Annotated in this window: 14 protein-coding genes and 1 pseudogene; 7 read left to right on the forward strand and 8 right to left on the reverse strand. The window is 53.1% G+C overall.

Annotated elements, in window-relative coordinates; genetic code table 11:
* The 3 genes and pseudogenes from X474_RS27615 to X474_RS13740 all read right to left on the reverse strand — a co-directional run.
* Positions 1-149, reverse strand: a pseudogene (locus X474_RS27615) (IS256 family transposase); the annotation flags it as partial.
* 277 nt (positions 150-426) lie between these two features.
* Entirely contained in the window at positions 427-3,270 is a 2,844-nt protein-coding gene (locus tag X474_RS13735) for a SpoIIE family protein phosphatase (protein ID WP_044349710.1), read from the reverse strand.
* Positions 3,267-4,388, reverse strand: a complete 1,122-nt coding sequence (locus X474_RS13740) for an FIST signal transduction protein (RefSeq protein ID WP_052515203.1) — start codon at positions 4,386-4,388, stop codon at positions 3,267-3,269. The genes X474_RS13735 and X474_RS13740 overlap by 4 nt, the downstream gene beginning before the upstream one ends.
* A gap of 344 nt (positions 4,389-4,732) precedes the next feature.
* Between X474_RS13740 and X474_RS13745 the strand changes: the two genes are divergently transcribed.
* Positions 4,733-5,032, forward strand: a complete 300-nt coding sequence (locus tag X474_RS13745) for a DUF134 domain-containing protein (RefSeq protein WP_044349712.1) — start codon at positions 4,733-4,735, stop codon at positions 5,030-5,032.
* 57 nt (positions 5,033-5,089) lie between these two features.
* Positions 5,090-5,935 (forward strand): ATP-binding protein, encoded by an 846-nt coding sequence (locus X474_RS13750; protein WP_156360763.1) that lies wholly within the window; start codon positions 5,090-5,092, stop codon positions 5,933-5,935.
* Between the two features lie 185 nt (positions 5,936-6,120).
* Here X474_RS13750 and X474_RS13755 read toward each other — a convergent pair whose 3' ends face one another.
* Together X474_RS13755 and X474_RS13760 are read right to left on the reverse strand one after the other, a co-directional pair.
* Positions 6,121-7,479, reverse strand: coding sequence for a PFL family protein (locus X474_RS13755; protein WP_044349715.1), 1,359 nt, complete (start codon positions 7,477-7,479; stop codon positions 6,121-6,123).
* Between the two features lie 5 nt (positions 7,480-7,484).
* Complete coding sequence (locus X474_RS13760) at positions 7,485-7,793, reverse strand: ACT domain-containing protein (RefSeq protein ID WP_197282101.1); 309 nt, start codon at positions 7,791-7,793, stop codon at positions 7,485-7,487.
* Between the two features lie 341 nt (positions 7,794-8,134).
* Between X474_RS13760 and X474_RS13765 the strand changes: the two genes are divergently transcribed.
* Together X474_RS13765 and X474_RS13770 are read left to right on the forward strand one after the other, a co-directional pair.
* Positions 8,135-8,908: a helix-turn-helix domain-containing protein gene (locus tag X474_RS13765; protein ID WP_052515205.1), complete on the forward strand. Its 774-nt coding sequence runs from the start codon at positions 8,135-8,137 to the stop codon at positions 8,906-8,908.
* Positions 8,909-8,997: 89 nt separating this feature from the next.
* A complete protein-coding gene (locus X474_RS13770) occupies positions 8,998-9,708 on the forward strand; it encodes a transglutaminase-like domain-containing protein (protein ID WP_044349717.1) in 711 nt (236 codons plus the stop codon).
* 48 nt (positions 9,709-9,756) lie between these two features.
* Here X474_RS13770 and nth read toward each other — a convergent pair whose 3' ends face one another.
* The 3 genes from nth to X474_RS13785 form a co-directional block, all read right to left on the reverse strand.
* Complete coding sequence (nth, locus tag X474_RS13775) at positions 9,757-10,425, reverse strand: endonuclease III (protein ID WP_044349719.1); 669 nt, start codon at positions 10,423-10,425, stop codon at positions 9,757-9,759.
* On the reverse strand, positions 10,425-10,919 hold the full coding sequence (locus X474_RS13780; RefSeq protein ID WP_082464370.1) for a peptidylprolyl isomerase: 495 nt from the start codon (positions 10,917-10,919) through the stop codon (positions 10,425-10,427). Before X474_RS13780 ends, nth begins: the two co-directional genes overlap by 1 nt.
* A gap of 431 nt (positions 10,920-11,350) precedes the next feature.
* Positions 11,351-12,010, reverse strand: coding sequence for an LOG family protein (locus tag X474_RS13785; RefSeq protein WP_231688330.1), 660 nt, complete (start codon positions 12,008-12,010; stop codon positions 11,351-11,353).
* Between the two features lie 197 nt (positions 12,011-12,207).
* Between X474_RS13785 and X474_RS13790 the strand changes: the two genes are divergently transcribed.
* From X474_RS13790 to X474_RS13800, 3 genes are read left to right on the forward strand one after another with little or no spacing between them, the layout of a single operon-like run.
* A complete protein-coding gene (locus X474_RS13790) occupies positions 12,208-13,800 on the forward strand; it encodes an MBL fold metallo-hydrolase RNA specificity domain-containing protein (protein ID WP_052515206.1) in 1,593 nt (530 codons plus the stop codon).
* 5 nt (positions 13,801-13,805) lie between these two features.
* A complete protein-coding gene (locus X474_RS13795; RefSeq protein ID WP_052515207.1) occupies positions 13,806-16,304 on the forward strand; it encodes a TIGR03960 family B12-binding radical SAM protein in 2,499 nt (832 codons plus the stop codon).
* Positions 16,305-16,308: 4 nt separating this feature from the next.
* Positions 16,309-17,784 (forward strand): Rne/Rng family ribonuclease, encoded by a 1,476-nt coding sequence (locus X474_RS13800; RefSeq protein ID WP_044349723.1) that lies wholly within the window; start codon positions 16,309-16,311, stop codon positions 17,782-17,784.
* The last annotated feature ends 1 nt before the right edge of the window (position 17,785 follow it).

Raw genomic sequence — 17,785 nt, forward strand, 5'->3', positions numbered from 1 at the left:
GCATTGCAGAGTCTATCTGCTTCGGCATCCAGTAAATCGTTTAAGGTCTGCTCCACTGTGCCCCTGACCATTTCGTCCAAATGGCCCCGAATCTTACCCTCGTCGATATGTACGACATGCCCGAGCTTTTTGGTGTTATCCTTGTCCAAGGTGGTGGTCCTTTCGTTTGGTGTGAGTAATCTTAAGCAACTCTCATTTCACCATACGGAGACCACCGCCTACTTATAAAAGCGAAAAATATCTTACGTTATCATGGATTCTCCTTTTCCTCAGCCTTTTCGGTCTTTTGTTCATTCCTGAAGACATCGTATAAGGGATAATTGTATTAATAAAAAGTAACCGCAACAGCGTTTTGGTGGGATAACCGGCAATGGAATAGGAAAAACAGCGGGCTGAAAACAAAGGGATGATGAGAATTTTATTTTTTCAGCCGCCTTCGTGAATCACTTTTTCCAGGGTGGGATACTTGGTCAGGATAATCCAGCTCCCCTGGTTGTCTTTTCTGTGTTCAATGGCATCTACCGAGCGTTGGATAAGGTAAAGGCCAAAACCACTGTCCTTGGAACCGTCCAGGGGAGGAGGGGGAACGGTGGTTGGGTCAAAGACTCTGCCCTGATGGTTGATTTTAACCACCAGTCGGCAGGGAAAGGCTTCGGCTTGCATGGTGAAATTTTGGTCTGCCTGGTTTTGGTAGGCGTGTTTTACCACATTGGCGCAGGCTTCATGGGCCGCCAACTCCAGTTGGTACAGGGCTTCTTTGTCTAGTCCCGGTGCAACGGTGTGGGTAAAGGTATTTCTGAGAAATTTTCTCATTTCATCCAATGCATCAAGCCTGGCGGGAAAAACCCTTTGATTGCAGATCAATGGTTTATCCGGCTCATATATTTTCAGGGCCATGCAGGTGAGATCATCGGACATGGCTTCAGATTCCTGGAAACTGACAACCTGGTCACGGATAGTCTCCACCAACTCTCTGGCGCCTTTCTCTGATTTTTGAACCAAAAGGTCGGCCAGCCTGTCCTCGCCAAAGAATTCCCCTTTGGGATTTTCCGCTTCAGTGACCCCGTCTGAATAAAAAAGCAGGGTGTCGCCGGGCCTGATAGACAAGGCTATCGGCACATACTCATCATCTTTGCTAAAGCCCAAAGGCATGTTCAAACCCATAATCAGATCGGCTTCTTTTTGCCCTTTTCTATGATGTATGAGCCTGGTGTGTCCGCAATCCACCAGCTCCAGGACGCCGCTTTTCAGGTCCACGCGGGCATAACAAAGGGTGATAAAGCTCTCCAGGTCCATGAGCTTTTCCACCATTCGCTGATTGACATATGTGACTATGTCCTGGATCAGGGGCAGGTTTCTGGTTATGGTTTTATTTGAAAGGTGGCTGAAGGCCCTTTCAAACTGGCTTTTGGCCGCTGCGCCCAACAGGGCGGCCGCCACACCTTTTCCCATGATATCGCCTAGAATAAAGTCAAAACACTGGTCGCTGTGTTGGATAAAGTTAAAGAAATCTCCATCGACTCCCCTGGAGGGGATGGTAAGCGCGTAAAGCCTGGCTCCGTCGAGCAAGCCGGGCAGACGCCCCAACAATAACTCCCTTTGGATGCGGGAGCCGATACTGAGCTCCCTTTCCCTGGCCTGGGCCAGCTTTTTTCCCGCCTTAAGGCGCTCGGTAACGTCCCTGCCCACTCCGCTTATGGAGATCGTGCCGTCCTTTTGTTCTGTAAGTGAATTTTTGTATTCAATGGTATGCTTTGCCCCGTCTTTTCCCTTAAGAAGCATGGTCCCGCTGACGCTTTTATGAGCGTGTATGGCAGGCAGGTATTTTTCCTGAAAAAGGTTGCGATATGCCTCGGGAATAAAATCGGAAATCATCTTGCCCACCATCTCTTCTTCTGTGTATCCCAAACTTTTGGTGACAGTGGGGTTTACAGTGATAATGCGTCCTTCAAGATCGTGCACCACCAGGAAATCGCCCATGCTTTCAAAAAGATGCCTGTATCTTTTTTCCGTGCGCCTGACAATATCCTGAACCTGTATTTGTTCCAGAAAGGAGCTTAAAAGATCGCTGATTGTCTGGATCAGGTTTTCCTCTTCCCGCAAAAAAGGCTCCTGATCGGAATTAGGTAGATTTCTCCCGCAGCACACCTGGATCAAGCCTACTTTTTTGCCCTGGCTAATTAAGGGCTTTTCCAGGCACCATTTGGGTTCGATAAAGTTGCTGGAGGTATACTCCCTGCCCTGGTAACTGATTCTGGCATAGGTATCTGTGGGGTGCTGCCAGGCCGTCGGGATAAGCCGCGCTACATTTTCCAGGATCTGGACAGTGGAGGTTTGTTCTTCGTTAAAGAGCTTGGATATACTGTAAAGGCAGTTAAGCTCCTTTACCCTTTCGCCCAGGTCCTGGGCCTGCCGGGCCAGGGCCTTTTCCCAATTCTTTCGGGCTGTGGCGTCTCTGATGAAACCGGTTAAAATGGGTTGTCCCCCCAGACTCACCTGGCCCAGGTGCAGTTCAAAAGGAAAAGTGGAACCGTCTTTTCTGCGGCCGGTCTCAATATTGTCTTCTGTGTCTTTTTCATAATCAGTCAGCAAAAGGGAATCAAAGGGACGGTTGATCACCTCTTTTGCCATGAAGCCAAAAAGCTTTTCCGCCGCAGGGTTAAATGATGTAATCCTGAAGTCCAGATCCATGGAGATAATGGCATCCGGGGCCGTATCCAGGATCGCCTGCAGGCGGGCCTCACTCATGCCCAGATTATTCTGCGCCTTGGCCAGGTTTTCCCAGGAGGCATAAAGATCTTTATTGTTAATGCATGCCCCAATGGCCAGGGCCAATTTACGAGCCAGAGGGGGCAGGGATTCCGTTATTGTTTTTTCCAAGGGGGAACCACTTTTCATCAATAACAGAACACCCCATGGATTGAGATCAAAGTAGTAATAATATTCTTCAGTTGCCGCTATGCCCGTCAAGGGCATGCTTTTATGCAGGTTTTCTTTTTGAGACCTGGTCATGATCCGGGGAATTTCTTTTTCGGCTGTTTGATATACGGGCGTGGTTTCAAGATTTTGGGGGATGGACCGGATCAGTTTTGGGATAAAGGAATCCGAAGGGTTTTCATGAAAAAAAATAACTCCCCCGGCAAAGCAGTTGAGTTTGCGTAAAAAAGTTCGCAAGCTTTTGCCGAGCATTTTTTGCAGATCCAGCTCTTCACCTATGGCGAGGGCTATCTCATAAAGAACCTGGATCTGTTCCGAACAGGAGGAGTTCATATATCCAAAACACCTATTACAGCGGTCTTATTGTGAAAATCCAGGTAGTCCTTTCCGTAATTGGCTATCTCGCCCAGGGTCAGCGCACCGAAGAGAGGAGTGTTCGGGTTGTTGACCGCATCCATTTCCTCGGAAAAGTGGTCACCCAGAAAAAGAGCCCGGCTTACGCAGTCAAAGAACACAACCGGTTTTTTTTGCCAGCCGTTGGCGTAGTTGTTTCTGGCCTGTAAAAGAGCCTCTTTGGCGGCCTGGATTAAAGACGGGTTGTCGCCGGTCAGAATATGCACGTAGGTTTGTGAGGGAATTTCGCCCACGCAGACAATGGAACCGTCTTGCCTGGCTCTGACCGGATCCCTTACTAGTTTTTCAGCATTCAGCCTGGTGATGCCAATGGGAAAATTTTTGGCCAAGTCAAAGAAGTTGTTCTTACTGATCATGGCCTGGGCGTATTTTTGAATCACCCTTTTATACACCCCAAAGGCGGGTTCACCATCCAGGGTTAGAATGGTGTTTTTTTCGGATTTGGTTACCTTGAAAGGCCCTGTCACCACCTCCCAGCCGTGTTTGACCCCTGTGCCGCTTTTGACCTCCATGAAAGCCAGAACCGCTCTGTCCTGAACAAGGCCTTGATTGGTGATGATACAAGGCTTTTGAGTCATGTTCAGCGAACCTGCTCCGCCTCCCAGGAAGTCTATGGACAGGCCGAAGATGTCAAACAGGCTTTCGATCAGATCGTTGATTCTGGTGGCAAAACCGTCCACAAATACGAACATGCATCCCGCGGCAGACTTAACCGGGTAATTACGCTCCAGCACCCTGCCGAAATCCTGCTCCGAGTCGCTTAAAGGGCCAATGACCGCAATCCTGGGCTCTTGCAATAACCCCACCAGCACAAATCCTTTTGTCATCCGGTTTTTTTTGTGCAGGATCTCGGGGAAAACACCGCCAAAGATCGGTGTTTTCAGTTTTTTCAGCCCTTTGTCCAGGTCTTCAGGGCTAAAGTTGTTGCCCTCTGGCAAGAGGGCCAAAAGGCCCTTGACCTCGGGGTTTGCCTCCATCTTGAAACAGGTTTCCAAGAAGAGTTCCGGGTCAGGTCTGTTTTGAGTTTGCAAGATCATCGTGAGCGCCTGTTTGTAAATTGTTTTGCCGTGGCTGTCAGTAAAATTGCTTTTACTTCCAGATAGATAGATTGAGAAAACCTCCTGTCTACAGTTTCAGGCAGGTCTAAATCTTCTGGCTGTAGGCTTATAAAAAAAGTGTAGCATATTGAGCTAATTGCGTATGCGTTTGTTTTTAACGGCCTGATTTGCGGGCTTGTCACGCTTCTTCGTAAAATGCCAAAAGCAGGTCTTCCGGGATAAGCAAAGGGCTTTGTCTTATGGAGGCTATTATCCCTGTTCGACTTGCCGTTTGGGCGGTTTGGGTGATATGTTTTGAGCTATAACACAAAACCGGAGTTTCCATGTCCCGTCCAAGAAAACCCAGAATCTGCAATTGTATCGGCTGCGGTCGCGTTTTCAGGCCCGCCGGAGTCCCCATGGGTATGGTGGAAAGAATCACCTTGGCTCATGATGAACTGGAATGCCTGCGCCTCTGTGATCTCATGGGCCTTACCCAGAGCGAAGCTGGTGAGCAGATGGGCGTGAGCCGGGGTACAGTGCAAAGGACCGTAAAAACCGCCCGGGCCAAGGTGGCCAGGGCCCTGGTGGACGGCGCTGCTTTGGTTTTGGATCCTTCGGAACAGGAGTCGGAGGAGTCCTAAGACAACTGAGGTAAAGGCCTGTCCGGTTTGGCGGCAAAAACCCTTTGGGAGCCTTTAATGACTGATTCCCTGTCCATGCCGTTTAAAGACAGATTGATCCTGATCACTCCATGCTCGCAAGATTATCTGGAGAGTGTGACAGCCTGTTGCGCCAATATGGCCAGGCTTTGCGGTATGGCGGACCGGGCCCTGGACCGTTGTCTACTGGTGGCTGAAGAGTTATTCATGCATATGACCAGCCAATGCACCCTGACCGGTTACCCCGGCCAGTGCCGCCTGGAACTCGGTGTTTTGCCGGACGGGCTGGAACTGTGCTTTACCACTGATCATCTGGCCTATGATCCGGAAAAGGACCAGGACTATTCCCTGGACTCGGTTTTGGAAAACGGTGACGCCGAGGGTTTGGGGCTGCATCTTATCAAGGCTTATGCCCAGAGCATAACCCTAACTAAAAAGGGCAGGGACCAGACCCTTTGCCTTATCATGGCCGGTGGCGGGGGAGGAGAATTGGGGGCCCGGCCCTGGTCCCGCCTGGTGCCGAGCCTGGCCGGTGGAGTCAGGCTTTCACCCATGGAATACAAGGGTAAGCGTATCCATCGCCTGGATGACGAGCATTCCGGGAAATCCTTCAGAGTGAGGGCCCTGGCCCATCAGGCGCTGACCTTGATTGACGGCAAGACCAGTTTCGGCAGCATCATGGCCCGGACCTTAAAGGTCATGCCCGAGGTGACCTGGAACCAAGTGGAAGACCTGTTTGAGGTGCTGATTGATAATAACTTGGTTACCCTAAAGGAATTGCCCCGCCGCCAGGCTGAATTTCAGGTCAAACAGGAGATGGACGCCGCCTCTTTGAGGGCTTTGGAGGCCTACCGCAAGGCGGGTGAGGAAGAAGACACCAAGTAGCGCACACCCCCTAGCCATTTCTGAAAGGCGCCTCTGTCCCGGGTGGCGCCTGATGGTTCTGTCTTTTATGGCAGTTAAAGCCGATCAGGAGAATTTTCTTTTTATTTGGTTAAATTCCGGCGCATATGGTGAGCAATTTGGCTCCGGGCCCGGTCAGGCCCGGAGTTTGGAATTTCTGTCTGGTCTCAGTTGCGCAAGGCCTTGATCGGCGCGGGCAGGCGTCCGCCGCGTTTTACAAAGCGGCTGGAGTCAAAGGTGCTCACCGCCATCACCGGTGCGCGCCCCAAGAGCCCGCCAAAGTCCACCGAGTCTCCGACCTTCATGCCGGGGGCGGGGATGACCCTCACGCCGGTGGTCTTGTTGTTGGCAATGCCGATGGCCAACTCGTCTGCAATTACCGCCGACAAAGTGGAGGCTTTAGTGTCGCCGGGAACCGCGAACATGTCCAGCCCCACAGAGCAGACCGCTGTCATGGCCTTCAGCATCTCGAGGTTTAAAGCCCCGCATTCCACAGCCTCGATCATGGCCTGGTCTTCCGAGACCGGAATAAAGGTGCCGCTTAAGCCTCCCACATTGCCGCTGGCCATGGCCCCGCCGCGTTTAACCGCATCAATCAAAAGAGCCAACGCCGCAACTGTGCCGGGAGCACCGGTGCGCTCCAGCCCAATACCTTCCAGAATGCGGCCTACGCTGTCGCCAACCGCAGTGGTGGGGGCCAGGCTGATGTCAACCACCCCAAAGCTCACACCCAGGCGTTTGGCCAGCTCCCGCCCGACCAGCTCGCCTGCCCGGGTGATCTTAAAGACCGTTCGCCTTATGACCTCGCTCAAGGTGGTGAGGTCGCAGTCGGGGTGCTTGTCCACCACGGCCCTGACCACACCCGGGCCGCTGATCCCCACATTAAGGGAAAAGTCCGGCTCGCCGCCCCCGTGAAAGGCTCCGGCCATAAAGGGGTTGTCTTCGGGCGCATTGGCAAAGGCCACAAATTTGGCGCAGGCCAGACCACCGGGGGCGGCCACGCTCATATCCTTTAAGATTTCACCCAGGCGCACCAGGGCGTCCATATTAAGCCCGGCCTTGGTGGTGGCCAAGTTCATGAAACCACAGACCCTTTGGGTTTGGGAAAGGGACTCGGGCAGGGATTCCAAAAGACGGCTGTCCGCCCTGGTAAGGCCTTTTTGCACCAGACCGCCGAAACCGCCCACAAAGTCAACGCCCGCTTCCATGGCAGCCTGATCCAGGGCCTTGGCCAGGATCACCGGGGCGTCATCTTCCGGGCAGGGCTCGGTGAGCCAGGCGGCCGGGGTGATGGAAAGACGCTTGTTCACAATCGGCAGACCCAGATCCTCGCTGACATCCTGGGCGAGGGTGACCAGCCTGGAGCCGTATTCCGTAAGCCTCTCGCGACAGGCTTCGGCCATGCGTTCAGCCTCGGGGTGCATCAGGTTCTTAAGGTTTACGCCCAGGGTGACGGCCCTGATGTCAAAATCGTGAAACAGGATCATGCCCGCGGATTCAAGGGCTTCTTCCAGATTGATACTCATGGCGGTTACACCCTTTGCATGGCCTTTAATACGGCCTCGTTCTGAACCATGATGGTGAGCCCCATCTCTTCACCCTGCTTCTCCAGGGCGGTGCGCAGTTCCTTGATGCCCTGTTTGCAGCCGGTCACATCGGCCAGCATGGTCATCACAAAGGTGCCGTCCATTACTTTTTGCTGCAAGTCTTCTATATTGCAGTCATGGTCGTATAAAAGGGTGCTGATCCGGGCTATCAGGCCTCTCTGGTCCGTGCCCAGAACCACTACAAAAATTCTTTCCTTGTCCATAGGTGGAGCTTCACTTTCCTGTAAAGGCAAGGCAGCGGGTTTCCTTGCCGACTGGTTCGGTTTTATTTGGTTTTTAAAATATCGCCGTTCGCCGTGAAAAAACGTCGGCATGCGCCTTGTATTTTGGTGCAGGCCGGGGAAACGGCTTAAAAAAACTATTATTACCATAAATCATGAGATTTTTACTCCGAGTGTCTTTTTTTCGTTTATTCGGGCTCTTGAAAAAGGGAATTTTGCCCTTCCGTAAAAAGATTAAACAGCAAGTGGAAATGGATTTGATCCAGGTTTTGATTTAAGTTGCCGTAGACTGTCGGGCTGGATAGAAGATCTATTATGCAAAGCTTTTATTGTTCTGATCCGGTGACGGTGAAATGAAAAAATCATCCCTTTATTTTTGGCCCAGCCAAGCCTTGTTTCTGGGCAGCGTCCAGGATAATGCGGAGCACAGGCATTATGCCGTGCAACTGAGCTTTGCTTTGGATAAACCGTTTGAAATTGTCCATGCCGACAAATATGAATTGTTTCAAGCGGTTGCTATAGCCTCTAATTCCCCCCATCAAATGGAAGGGAAAAATGGCCGCCAGGTGATTTTACTTTTGGACCCCGAGGAAAAGATCACCCGGCGAATAGCAGCGCTTTATTTAACCAGAGAACCTATCAAGGGTATTGAGGTCAAGTTTTTTGCCGATGATCTGGTAAGGCTGCGAAACAGCCTTGATCAAGGGGTGTCCTGCCTGGAGGTTGGCGGCTTGATTAATGAAATATTCGCCAAATTGCTCGGCGAATACTGCCTCGTGCCGCCTGTTGATCCCAGGATTGAGAAAGCTGTCACCCTCATAGAACAGTTGCCGGTCAAGAAAATATCATTAAGCCTGATCGCAGCCGAAGTCCATCTGTCCGAGGGCAGGTTTATCCATCTCTTCAAGGAACAGATCGGTATTCCGGTAAGGAGATATTTGCTGTGGCGGCGGCTGCTTATGGCTGTAAAGGCTGTTGTCCGGGGATCTTCCTTCACCACTGCCGCCTATGAAACGGGCTTTGCCGATTCTGCCCATTTAAGCAGAACCTTTAAGGCCATGTTCGGTCTCTCTCCTTCTGAAGTATTCAAAGATAGCCGGTTTGTTCAAGCCGTGGCCTGTAGGTGAAGATAATCTTTCCAAAAAAGTGAGTTGATTTTAGCTCTTTTAAGCCAAGTTCGGGAAGCCGATCCGGTTGGCTGTATTTGGAGGGCAAGATGGCAGATAACCACCACAGATATCTTAGGGAAACGGATTTGCTTGATTTTTCCCACCCGGCCCTGGTTGATCTTGTGCGGGAAAGAAAGTGGAAGGCCCTTTCCGAGTATGACAAGATCGGCTCCATATACGTTTATGTGCAAAATGAAATAGTCTTTGGTTTTAATGCAAAGGACAGCATGCCTGCATCAGAGGTTTTAAGGGATGGGTTTGGCCAGTGCAACACCAAGGCCACGTTGTTCATGGCCTTGTTGAGGTCAGTCGGCATACCCTGCCGTTTACACGGGTTCACCGTGGACAGGGTAATACAAAAAGGCGTGGTAAGCGGGGGGCTGTTTTATCTGGCTCCCAAAAACGTAATTCACACTTGGGCAGAGGTGCTTTACCAGGGGAGATGGCTGAATCTGGAGGGTCTGATCGTGGATAAAAAATACTTAAGGGCCCTGCAGGCCAGGTTCCCCCATGTATCGGGGACGTTCAGCGGATATGGCGTGGCCACCCGAAATTTCAGGAATCCGGAGATAGATTGGAAGGGTGGGGACACCTACATCCAAAAGGAAGGCGTAACCCGGGACTACCATTCTTTTGATGATCCGGATGCCTTTTACAGGGAGCACGGAGAAAATTTCACGGGTATCAAAGCCCTGGTCTACGAACATCTAGTGAGCAAGCTTGTAACAAAAAGGGCGGAAAAGATTCGCTTGGGTTGAATGGCTTGTGATGCGGTGCGCAACTCGGCCGGGCTTGCGGTGTTTCTTTTAAAGTTCGGCCGAGGGGCACAGGGCGGCTAGAGTGCACTCACCGCACTTGGGTTTGCGGGAAAGGCAGACCTTGCGGCCGTGGAGGATCATGCGGTGGCTGAAGGTGGTCCACTCGGGCTGGGGGATTATCTCCATGAGTTCAAACTCGGCCTTGACCGCATCTTTTTGACTGGTAAATCCAAGTCTGCGGCTCAGTCTGCCCACGTGGGTGTCCACGGTTATGCCCGGAGTGTCAAAGGCGTCTCCCAGAACCACGTTGGCTGTCTTGCGCCCCACGCCGGGCAATTTCACCAGCTCTTCAAGGGTTTGGGGAACCCGGCTGTTGTGCTCTTCCACCAGTTTGGCCCCCAGGCCCTTGATTGATTTGGCCTTGTTGCGGAAAAAACCGGTGGAGCGGATCATTTCTTCCAATTCGGCTATATCCGCCTCGGCATAATCAATGGCCCGGGGGAAGCGGGCGAATAAAGCCGGTGTCACCTTGTTCACCCTCTCATCGGTGCATTGGGCCGAGAGTATGGTGGCCACCACAAGTTGCAGGGGGCCCTTGTGGTCCAAGGTGCAGGCCGCATCGGGATAGAGCCTGGCAAGTTCGGTCAAAACCGCCCGCACCCGCTCTTTGGCAGGGCGGACGGTTTTTTTGCTTTTTGAACCGGAGGTTCGGGGCACTAGTCCACCACCTCGGCTTTTTCAATGATCAGGGTCTCTTTGGGCACATCATCGTGCCAGCCCTTGCGGCCGGTGGGCACGTTTTTCATCTCATCCACCACCTCGGTGCCTTCCACGACCTTGCCAAATACCGCATAACCCCAGCCCTGCATGTCTTTGGCGCTGTGGTTCAGGAATTCATTGTCAGCCACGTTGATAAAGAACTGGGCTGTGGCGCTGTGGGGATCCTGGGTGCGGGCCATGGCGACGGTGTATTTGTTGTTTTTAAGGCCGTTGTCAGCTTCGTTTTTGATGGGGTCCTTGGTGGGTTTCTGCTGCATATCCTCGGTGAAGCCGCCGCCCTGAACCATGAAGCCGTCAATCACCCTGTGGAAGATGGTGCCGTCGTAAAAACCGTCTTTAACATAACCCAGAAAGTTGGCCACGGTATCGGGGGCCTTATCCTGGTCGAGTTCCAATACAATTTCGCCCTTGTTGGTGGTGAGTTTCACCATGGGGTTTTTTCCTTTCGTGAAGGCGTTTCCGCCCAAGCCCAGAGTTAAAATGGTTACAGTAAAAAACAAGACAGCCAAATAGCCGCCAAACTTCTTGACCCGATTCACATGCCACCTCCCGGGGAGCGTTTGGGTGATAAAAGGGGGGTAGTCCTCCCTTTTTTAATTCAAGCCCGCATCCCCTTTTTTCAGCACAGGTCCCTGACTGATCAGCGCGGATCGTGGGATAACACGCCTCTGAGCGGATAACCTTTGATGATCGGTTTGTTTCCTTTAGAAAAAAGGAAACTAAAAATATACCCAAAGAGTGCTTGCCTGGGGAACCCTTGCGCTACTCATAAGGGTTTTTTATGACCACGGGCTCTTAATACCCGGTTGCTTGAGCAGACGCAAGGCAAAGCCTTCGGTCTCACACCTTATTTTTAGATTAATTACAATATGACCGTCTGCTTTATGGCCCGCACAACCTCCTGGGGATCGTCCATCACCCTGATGAGGTCCAGATCTCCGGGGCCTATTTTTTCCTGGCCCATGAGTTTATCCTTGAACCAGTCCACCAGGCCTCCCCAATAGTCGGAACCCATCAGTATCACGGGGAAAGGCTTGATGCGATGGGTCTGGATCAGGGTAAGCGCCTCGGCCAGTTCGTCCAAAGTGCCGAACCCTCCTGGCATGACCACATAAGCCACGGAATGTTTAACAAAAATTACTTTGCGAACAAAAAAATAACGGAAATTCAAGCGCACATTGGCATAGGGGTTGGGACTTTGCTCAAAAGGCAGCTCGATATTCAAGCCCACCGAGTGCCCACCCGCCTCGGCCGCGCCCTTGTTGCCGGCTTCCATGATGCCGCCGCCTCCGCCGGTGATTACGGTGAATCCGGCTTCAGAAACCAGCTTGCCGACCTGTTCCGCCTGGTTATACTCCGGGCTTCCCGGGATTACCCTGGCCGAGCCGAATATACTCACTCCCGGCGGCAGTCCGCTCATCTGCTCAATACCGTCCACAAACTCGCTCAATATCCTGAACATCCGCCAGGATTCCCGGGAGTTCAGGGCGTCTATCACATATTGGTTTTCAATTTTATCCACTATGTTGCCTCTTTTGGGATTTAAAAGGTGAAAAAGCGAAAAGCTCCCTGGGTATTGTATGGTAAATGGTAAGTTTAGTTGCTCAAATCTTGACTTCCATATAATATTTTCCTCTTAACATGGACAATGCGGCAACTCAAGGCCGGTTATACTGGTTTATTATAAACCAAAGGACATGGCAATATTAAGGAGGGGTCATGCAGATCACATGCTTGGGTGCGGCTCGCACGGTAACAGGTTCCTGCTATATGGTGCAAGTGGATCCTGACGTACGCTTTTTAGTGGATTGCGGCATGTATCAGGGAGGGCGGCAACTGGAGGCCAGAAACTGGCAAACCCACCGCTACCGGCCCCAGGAGATTCAGGCCATTTTCATAACCCACGCCCACATTGATCACTCCGGCCTGGTGCCGCGCCTGGTGCGTGAAGGATATAACGGCCCGATATACGCATCCAAGGCAACAGCCGATCTTTTGCGCATACTCTGGCTGGATTCGGCCCATATCCAGGAGATGGAGGCCGAATGGCAGAGCAGGAAAAATTCCCGCCGGGGTAAAAGGACAGTGGAGCCCCTTTACGAAACCAAAGATGCGCAAGATGCCGGCGCGCTTATAGAACCCATACCCATGGATAAAAGCCGGGAGCTTTTACCTGGAGTGGAGGTCTGCTTTGTGCAGGCGGGCCATATTTTGGGGGCCTCCAGTCTGCATATCACCTTGAAGGGTGACAAGGGAATTCACCGGGTGGGCTTTTCGGGCGACCTGGGCAGGCCGGGGCAATTGATCGTGCCGGACCCGGCTCAGATGCCGCGGCCGGACACCGTCTTTATGGAGACCACCTACGGCAGCCGCAGGCACAAGACCCTGGGAGACAGCCAGAAAGAACTTCTACAGGTCATCAACCTGGCTTATCAGGAGGGGGGCAAGGTGCTTATTCCGGCCTTTGCCGTGGAACGCACCCAGGAATTGATCTACACTATGGCCGCAGCCTGGCGCAATGATCAACTGCCCAAGGATATGCCGGTTTTTCTGGATTCTCCTTTGGCCATAAACGCCACCCGCATATTCAGGGAGCACCCTGAATATTTTGATCGGGAGACCCAGGCCATTTTGGAAAAAGGCGATACGCCGCTTAATTTTCCCAACTTGAAATTTACTGCGGGAACCGATGAAAGCCGGGCCATTAACGAATACACCGGGCCTGCGGTGATTATGGCCGGTAACGGCATGTGCACCGCCGGCCGCATAAAACACCATTTGAAACACAACCTTTGGAAGCCCAATTGCCACCTGGTGATTGTCGGGTTCCAGGCCCAGGGAACCACCGGCCGCATGCTGGTGGAAGGGGCCAAGGTGGTAAAGATATTCCGTGAGCCAGTGGCGGTTAGAGCCCAGGTTCACACTATTGGAGGCTTCTCAGCCCACGCTGATCAAGCTGAACTGCTTGACTGGCTTGATAAAATAGTTCATCCGGGATTGAGAGTCAACCTCACCCATGGCGAGGAAAGTTCAGCGGTAATATTCAAGGCTGAAGCTAAAAAACGTTTTCCCCAGGTTGATTTCCATATACCGCGTTGGAAAGAGACCCTTAAATTAACCCTGAAGCCCTCTGACCAGCCAATGGCGGCGGCGCAAGCGGCTGATACTCTGGAGACTCTGCGCGCCCGCCTTGACAGGCTGTCCCTTCTTTTGGAAAAGGAAGGTGCAGAGCTGGCCGAGGCGGATATCTCCCTTTTGGAGGGACGCCTGGCAGCGGCTGAGCGCCTGCTTACGGCTAGGGAGCCGGACTGAATAATTTGAACAGACAATCTTTTTTAAACACCGTTATGAAGCCTGCCCGCTACCTGGGCGGGGAGGCGGGCCAGGTGGTGAAGGATCCGGAGCAAATCCGGCTGACCTTTGCCCTGGCCTTTCCCGAAATTTACGAGATCGCCATGAGCCACATGGGGATCAAGATCCTTTACGACTGCCTGGCAAAAAGGCCTGATGTGGCCGCCGAAAGAGTGTTCGCGCCCTGGGTGGACCTGATGGACCTCATGTCCGAAAAGGACATGGTCCCCTGGTCGCTTGAAACCGGCCGCGAACTAAGCACTTTTGATGTTATTGGTTTCTCGCTTCAATATGAGATGACTTACACCAATGTGCTTAAGATGCTTGAACTTTCTGGGGTGCCTTTTCGCAGAGAGGAAAGGGGTGCAAAACAACCGATCGTCATAGCCGGCGGCCCCTGTATGGTGAACCCCGAGCCTGTCGCCGATTTTATGGATTTGTGCGTGGTGGGTGAAGCCGAGGATCTCATGGGCCCATTGATGGATGTTTTCATCAAGGCCAAGGAGGAATCATGGGAAAGAGGCCGCCTTTACCGCGAGGCCAGTTGCATAGAGGGTGTATATGCACCCGCCCTTTTTGAGCCTTTATATGAAAACGGGCGCTTAAAAGAGATAAAACCCCTTGATCCGGAGTTTACCAAGGTGAGGCGCAGGGTGGTGGCGGATATGGATTCCCAAAAGCCGCCTGAAACCGTGGTCTCGCCCGTGGTCAAGCCGGTTCACGACCGCCTCGGCGTGGAAGTGGCCAGGGGGTGCACCAGGGGGTGCAGATTCTGTCAGGCCGGTTTTATCTATCGTCCGGTCAGAGAGCGCAAGGCCGATACGGTGGTCAAGGCGGTGGAAGATGGTTTGAATAAAACCGGCCTGGAGGAGGTCGGCCTCTTATCCCTGTCCACTGGAGACTACACCTGTATCGATGCCCTGGCCAAGGCCCTGATGGACACCCTGGAGCAGAAAAAGGTAAGCTTGAGTTTGCCTTCCTTGAGGGTTGACTCCCTTTCGGACGAGTTGATGAACCAGATCAAAAGGGTTCGCAAGACCGGCTTTACCCTGGCCCCGGAAGCGGGCTCCGGCCGCATGCGCCAGGTGATCAACAAAGACTTGAGCGAAGAGCAGATTCTTTCCATGGCCGCCAGGGTCTACGGCTTGGGCTGGAATCTGATGAAACTGTATTTTATGCTGGGGCTGCCCACGGAAACGGATGAGGATTTGGAGGCCATTGGCCGCCTCTCCTGTCAGGTGGCCGCACTCGGTAAAAAAGGGGCCAAAAGGGGCCGGGGTAAAAAACCACTGGTCAATTCCAGCCTCGGCATTTTTGTGCCCAAGCCCCACACTCCCTTTCAATGGGAGGGTCAGATAGACTTGGAAGAGTCCTACCGCCGCCTGAAGCTGGCCAAATCCAGCCTGGGCGACCCGGCGGTAAAGGCCAAGTGGAACGATCCCAGGCAAAGCCTTTTGGAAGGGGTGCTCTCCAGGGGCGACCGTCGTCTGAGCCGGGTGCTGGAACTGGCGGTCAAGGCGGGCTGCCGCTTTGACGGCTGGAGCGAGAAACTCAGTTTTGACACCTGGATTGAGTCCATAGAAAAGGCCGGACTCACGGTGGAGGAGTACTTACGCCCCCGCGACACCGCAGAGGTGCTTCCCTGGGATCATATAGATGTGGGGGTCACTAAAAAATACCTGCTCAAGGAACGCAACAAGTCTCTGGCCCAGGAGCGCACCGGCGATTGCCGTAAAGAGCGCTGCACCAACTGCGGGGTCTGCGATCATAAGAACATCCTGCCCCGTCTGGCCGAGACTCCTCCCCAGCCCCTCGAGGCGCTGAAAAGGCCTGAGTCTGAGTTGCGGGTGTTAAGGTTCAGGCTGGAGAAGACCGGCCCGGCCCGTTATCAAGGACACTTGGAGATGATAAGCCAGCTGGTGCGTTCTTTCAGAAGGGCCGGGGTGGAGTTGGCCTACAGCCGGGGCTATCATCCCCATCCCCATCTTAAGACCGATTCAGCCCTGCCCCTGGGGGTGGAGAGCCTGGTGGAGACCCTTGAAGTGGGGGTTTATGAGCTGGGCCGGGTTGATGAGATAGCCGAAAGAGTCAACTGGGTGCTTCCCTTGGGTCTTTGCCTGGCAGACGGCAGGCCGAAAATGCCGGGTGAAAAATTGGCCGAACCCCATGAAGTTACCTATATGGTTAGTAATATGGGGTCCTTTGACAAGGAGGCCCTGGATGCTTTTGAAAAGGCAAGCGAGTTTACCATGGTGCGTAAAACGCCTAAGGGCAACCGCACCTTGGATCTCAAGGCATCGGTAAAGGAATTGAAAATTGAGGAACAAGGGCTTTTCATGGTTTTGGCCAAAGCGGCCGGTGGAAGACCAAAGCCCTATGAAATATTAGAAAACGTACTGGGTCTGTCTCCTTGGCAAGCCAAGGCCGGGCGGGCTTTGAAGATCAAGGCCCGGCGGGAAGGTTGATGTTTTGTCCTGCACTTTATTGATAAATGCAAGGAACTACGAGACCAGGGTTGCCCTGGTGGAGAACGGCCAGTGTGTTGAAATTAATGTTGAGCGCCACAGCCGCGGATCATTGGCCGGCAATGTGTACCTGGGCCGGGTGGTCCGGGTTTTGCCGGGCATGCAGGCGGCTTTTGTGGACGTGGGCCTGGACAAGGCCGCATTTCTATATGTGGGGGATGTACAGTGCGAGGCTGATGTGGGGGATACGGTGGGGGTTGTTTCCCGCACCAATTCCAACCTGCGCATAGAGGAATTGCTTAAGCAGGGCAGTCATATCATGGTCCAGGTGGCCAAGGAGCCCCTGGGAAGCAAAGGCGCCCGCCTGACCACCCACATCACACTGCCCGGCCGGAATCTGGTTTATATGCCCACCATTGACCATGTGGGGGTGAGCCGTCGCATAGAGGACGAGGAAGAGCGCAACCGCCTGCGTAGTGTGCTGGAGGGTATGCGCCCCGAAGGCAGGGGGTTCATTGCCCGGACTGTAAGCCAGGGCCAGGAAGAAGATAAGCTCAAGGCGGAGATGGATTTTCTTATCTCCCTTTGGGATGCGATCAACCGCAGAAGGCACACGGCAGGTGTGCCTTCGCTTTTGCACCAGGACCTATCTGTGAGCTTAAGGGCGGTGCGGGACCTCTTTACCAGGGACGTGGATCATCTGGTGATAGATAATGAAGAGGAGTACCGCCAGGTGGTGGAGTTCGTCTCCAACTTTATCCCCAGGCTTATGCCCTGTGTGGAGCATTACAAGGGCGCCGAGCCGATTTTTGAATCCTATGGGGTGGAGACCGAGCTTAGCCGCTCCTTGGGGCGTTCGGTCTGGCTCAAGAGCGGGGGCTACATAATTATAGAGAAGACCGAGGCCCTCACCGCCGTGGACGTCAACACGGGCCGCTATGTGGGTGGCCACGATCTGGAAGAAACCATATTCAAGACCAACCTGGAGGCGGTCAAGGAGATAGCCTTTCAGCTCCGCTTAAGGGATATCGGCGGGCTGATAGTTATCGATTTCATAGATATGGAGCGCCCCAGCCATCGGCAAAGGGTGGTGGATGCGCTTAAGGCGGCCCTGGCCACGGACCGGGCCCGCACCAAGGTGCTCGGCATGAGCGCCCTGGGCCTGGTTGAGATGACCAGAAAAAGGGTGCGCGAGTCCTTTGCCGAGACCATAAAGGAACCCTGTCATTACTGCCGTGGCCTGGGCAACATCAAAAAGCCCACCACCGTCTGCTTTGAACTTTTCCGGACCCTGGAAGGGGAGTTTGCCGAGGAGCCCGGGGAGAGCGTCCATTTGAGCGTGCACCCCAAGGTTGCCGAGGAACTGATGCAAGAGGAGCGTCAGGCCCTGGAAGAGGTGGAAGAGAGGCTCAAACTAACCTTGCACGTTGAGGCCGACCCCAAACTCCATGTCGAACAATACGTCATAAAAAGAGATTGAA

It is taken from the genome of Dethiosulfatarculus sandiegensis, from assembly GCF_000931935.2.
Taxonomy (GTDB): Bacteria; Desulfobacterota; Desulfarculia; order Desulfarculales; family Desulfarculaceae; genus Dethiosulfatarculus; species Dethiosulfatarculus sandiegensis.

Coding starts and splice junctions, on each gene's coding strand:
- X474_RS13735 (WP_044349710.1), bottom strand. CDS start 3,270: ATGAACTCCTCCTGTTCGGAACAGATCCAGGTTCTTTATGAGATAGCC.
- X474_RS13740 (WP_052515203.1), bottom strand. CDS start 4,388: ATGATCTTGCAAACTCAAAACAGACCTGACCCGGAACTCTTCTTGGAA.
- X474_RS13745 (WP_044349712.1), top strand. CDS start 4,733: ATGTCCCGTCCAAGAAAACCCAGAATCTGCAATTGTATCGGCTGCGGT.
- X474_RS13750 (WP_156360763.1), top strand. CDS start 5,090: ATGACTGATTCCCTGTCCATGCCGTTTAAAGACAGATTGATCCTGATC.
- X474_RS13755 (WP_044349715.1), bottom strand. CDS start 7,479: ATGAGTATCAATCTGGAAGAAGCCCTTGAATCCGCGGGCATGATCCTG.
- X474_RS13765 (WP_052515205.1), top strand. CDS start 8,135: ATGAAAAAATCATCCCTTTATTTTTGGCCCAGCCAAGCCTTGTTTCTG.
- X474_RS13770 (WP_044349717.1), top strand. CDS start 8,998: ATGGCAGATAACCACCACAGATATCTTAGGGAAACGGATTTGCTTGAT.
- X474_RS13780 (WP_082464370.1), bottom strand. CDS start 10,919: ATGGTGAAACTCACCACCAACAAGGGCGAAATTGTATTGGAACTCGAC.
- X474_RS13790 (WP_052515206.1), top strand. CDS start 12,208: ATGCAGATCACATGCTTGGGTGCGGCTCGCACGGTAACAGGTTCCTGC.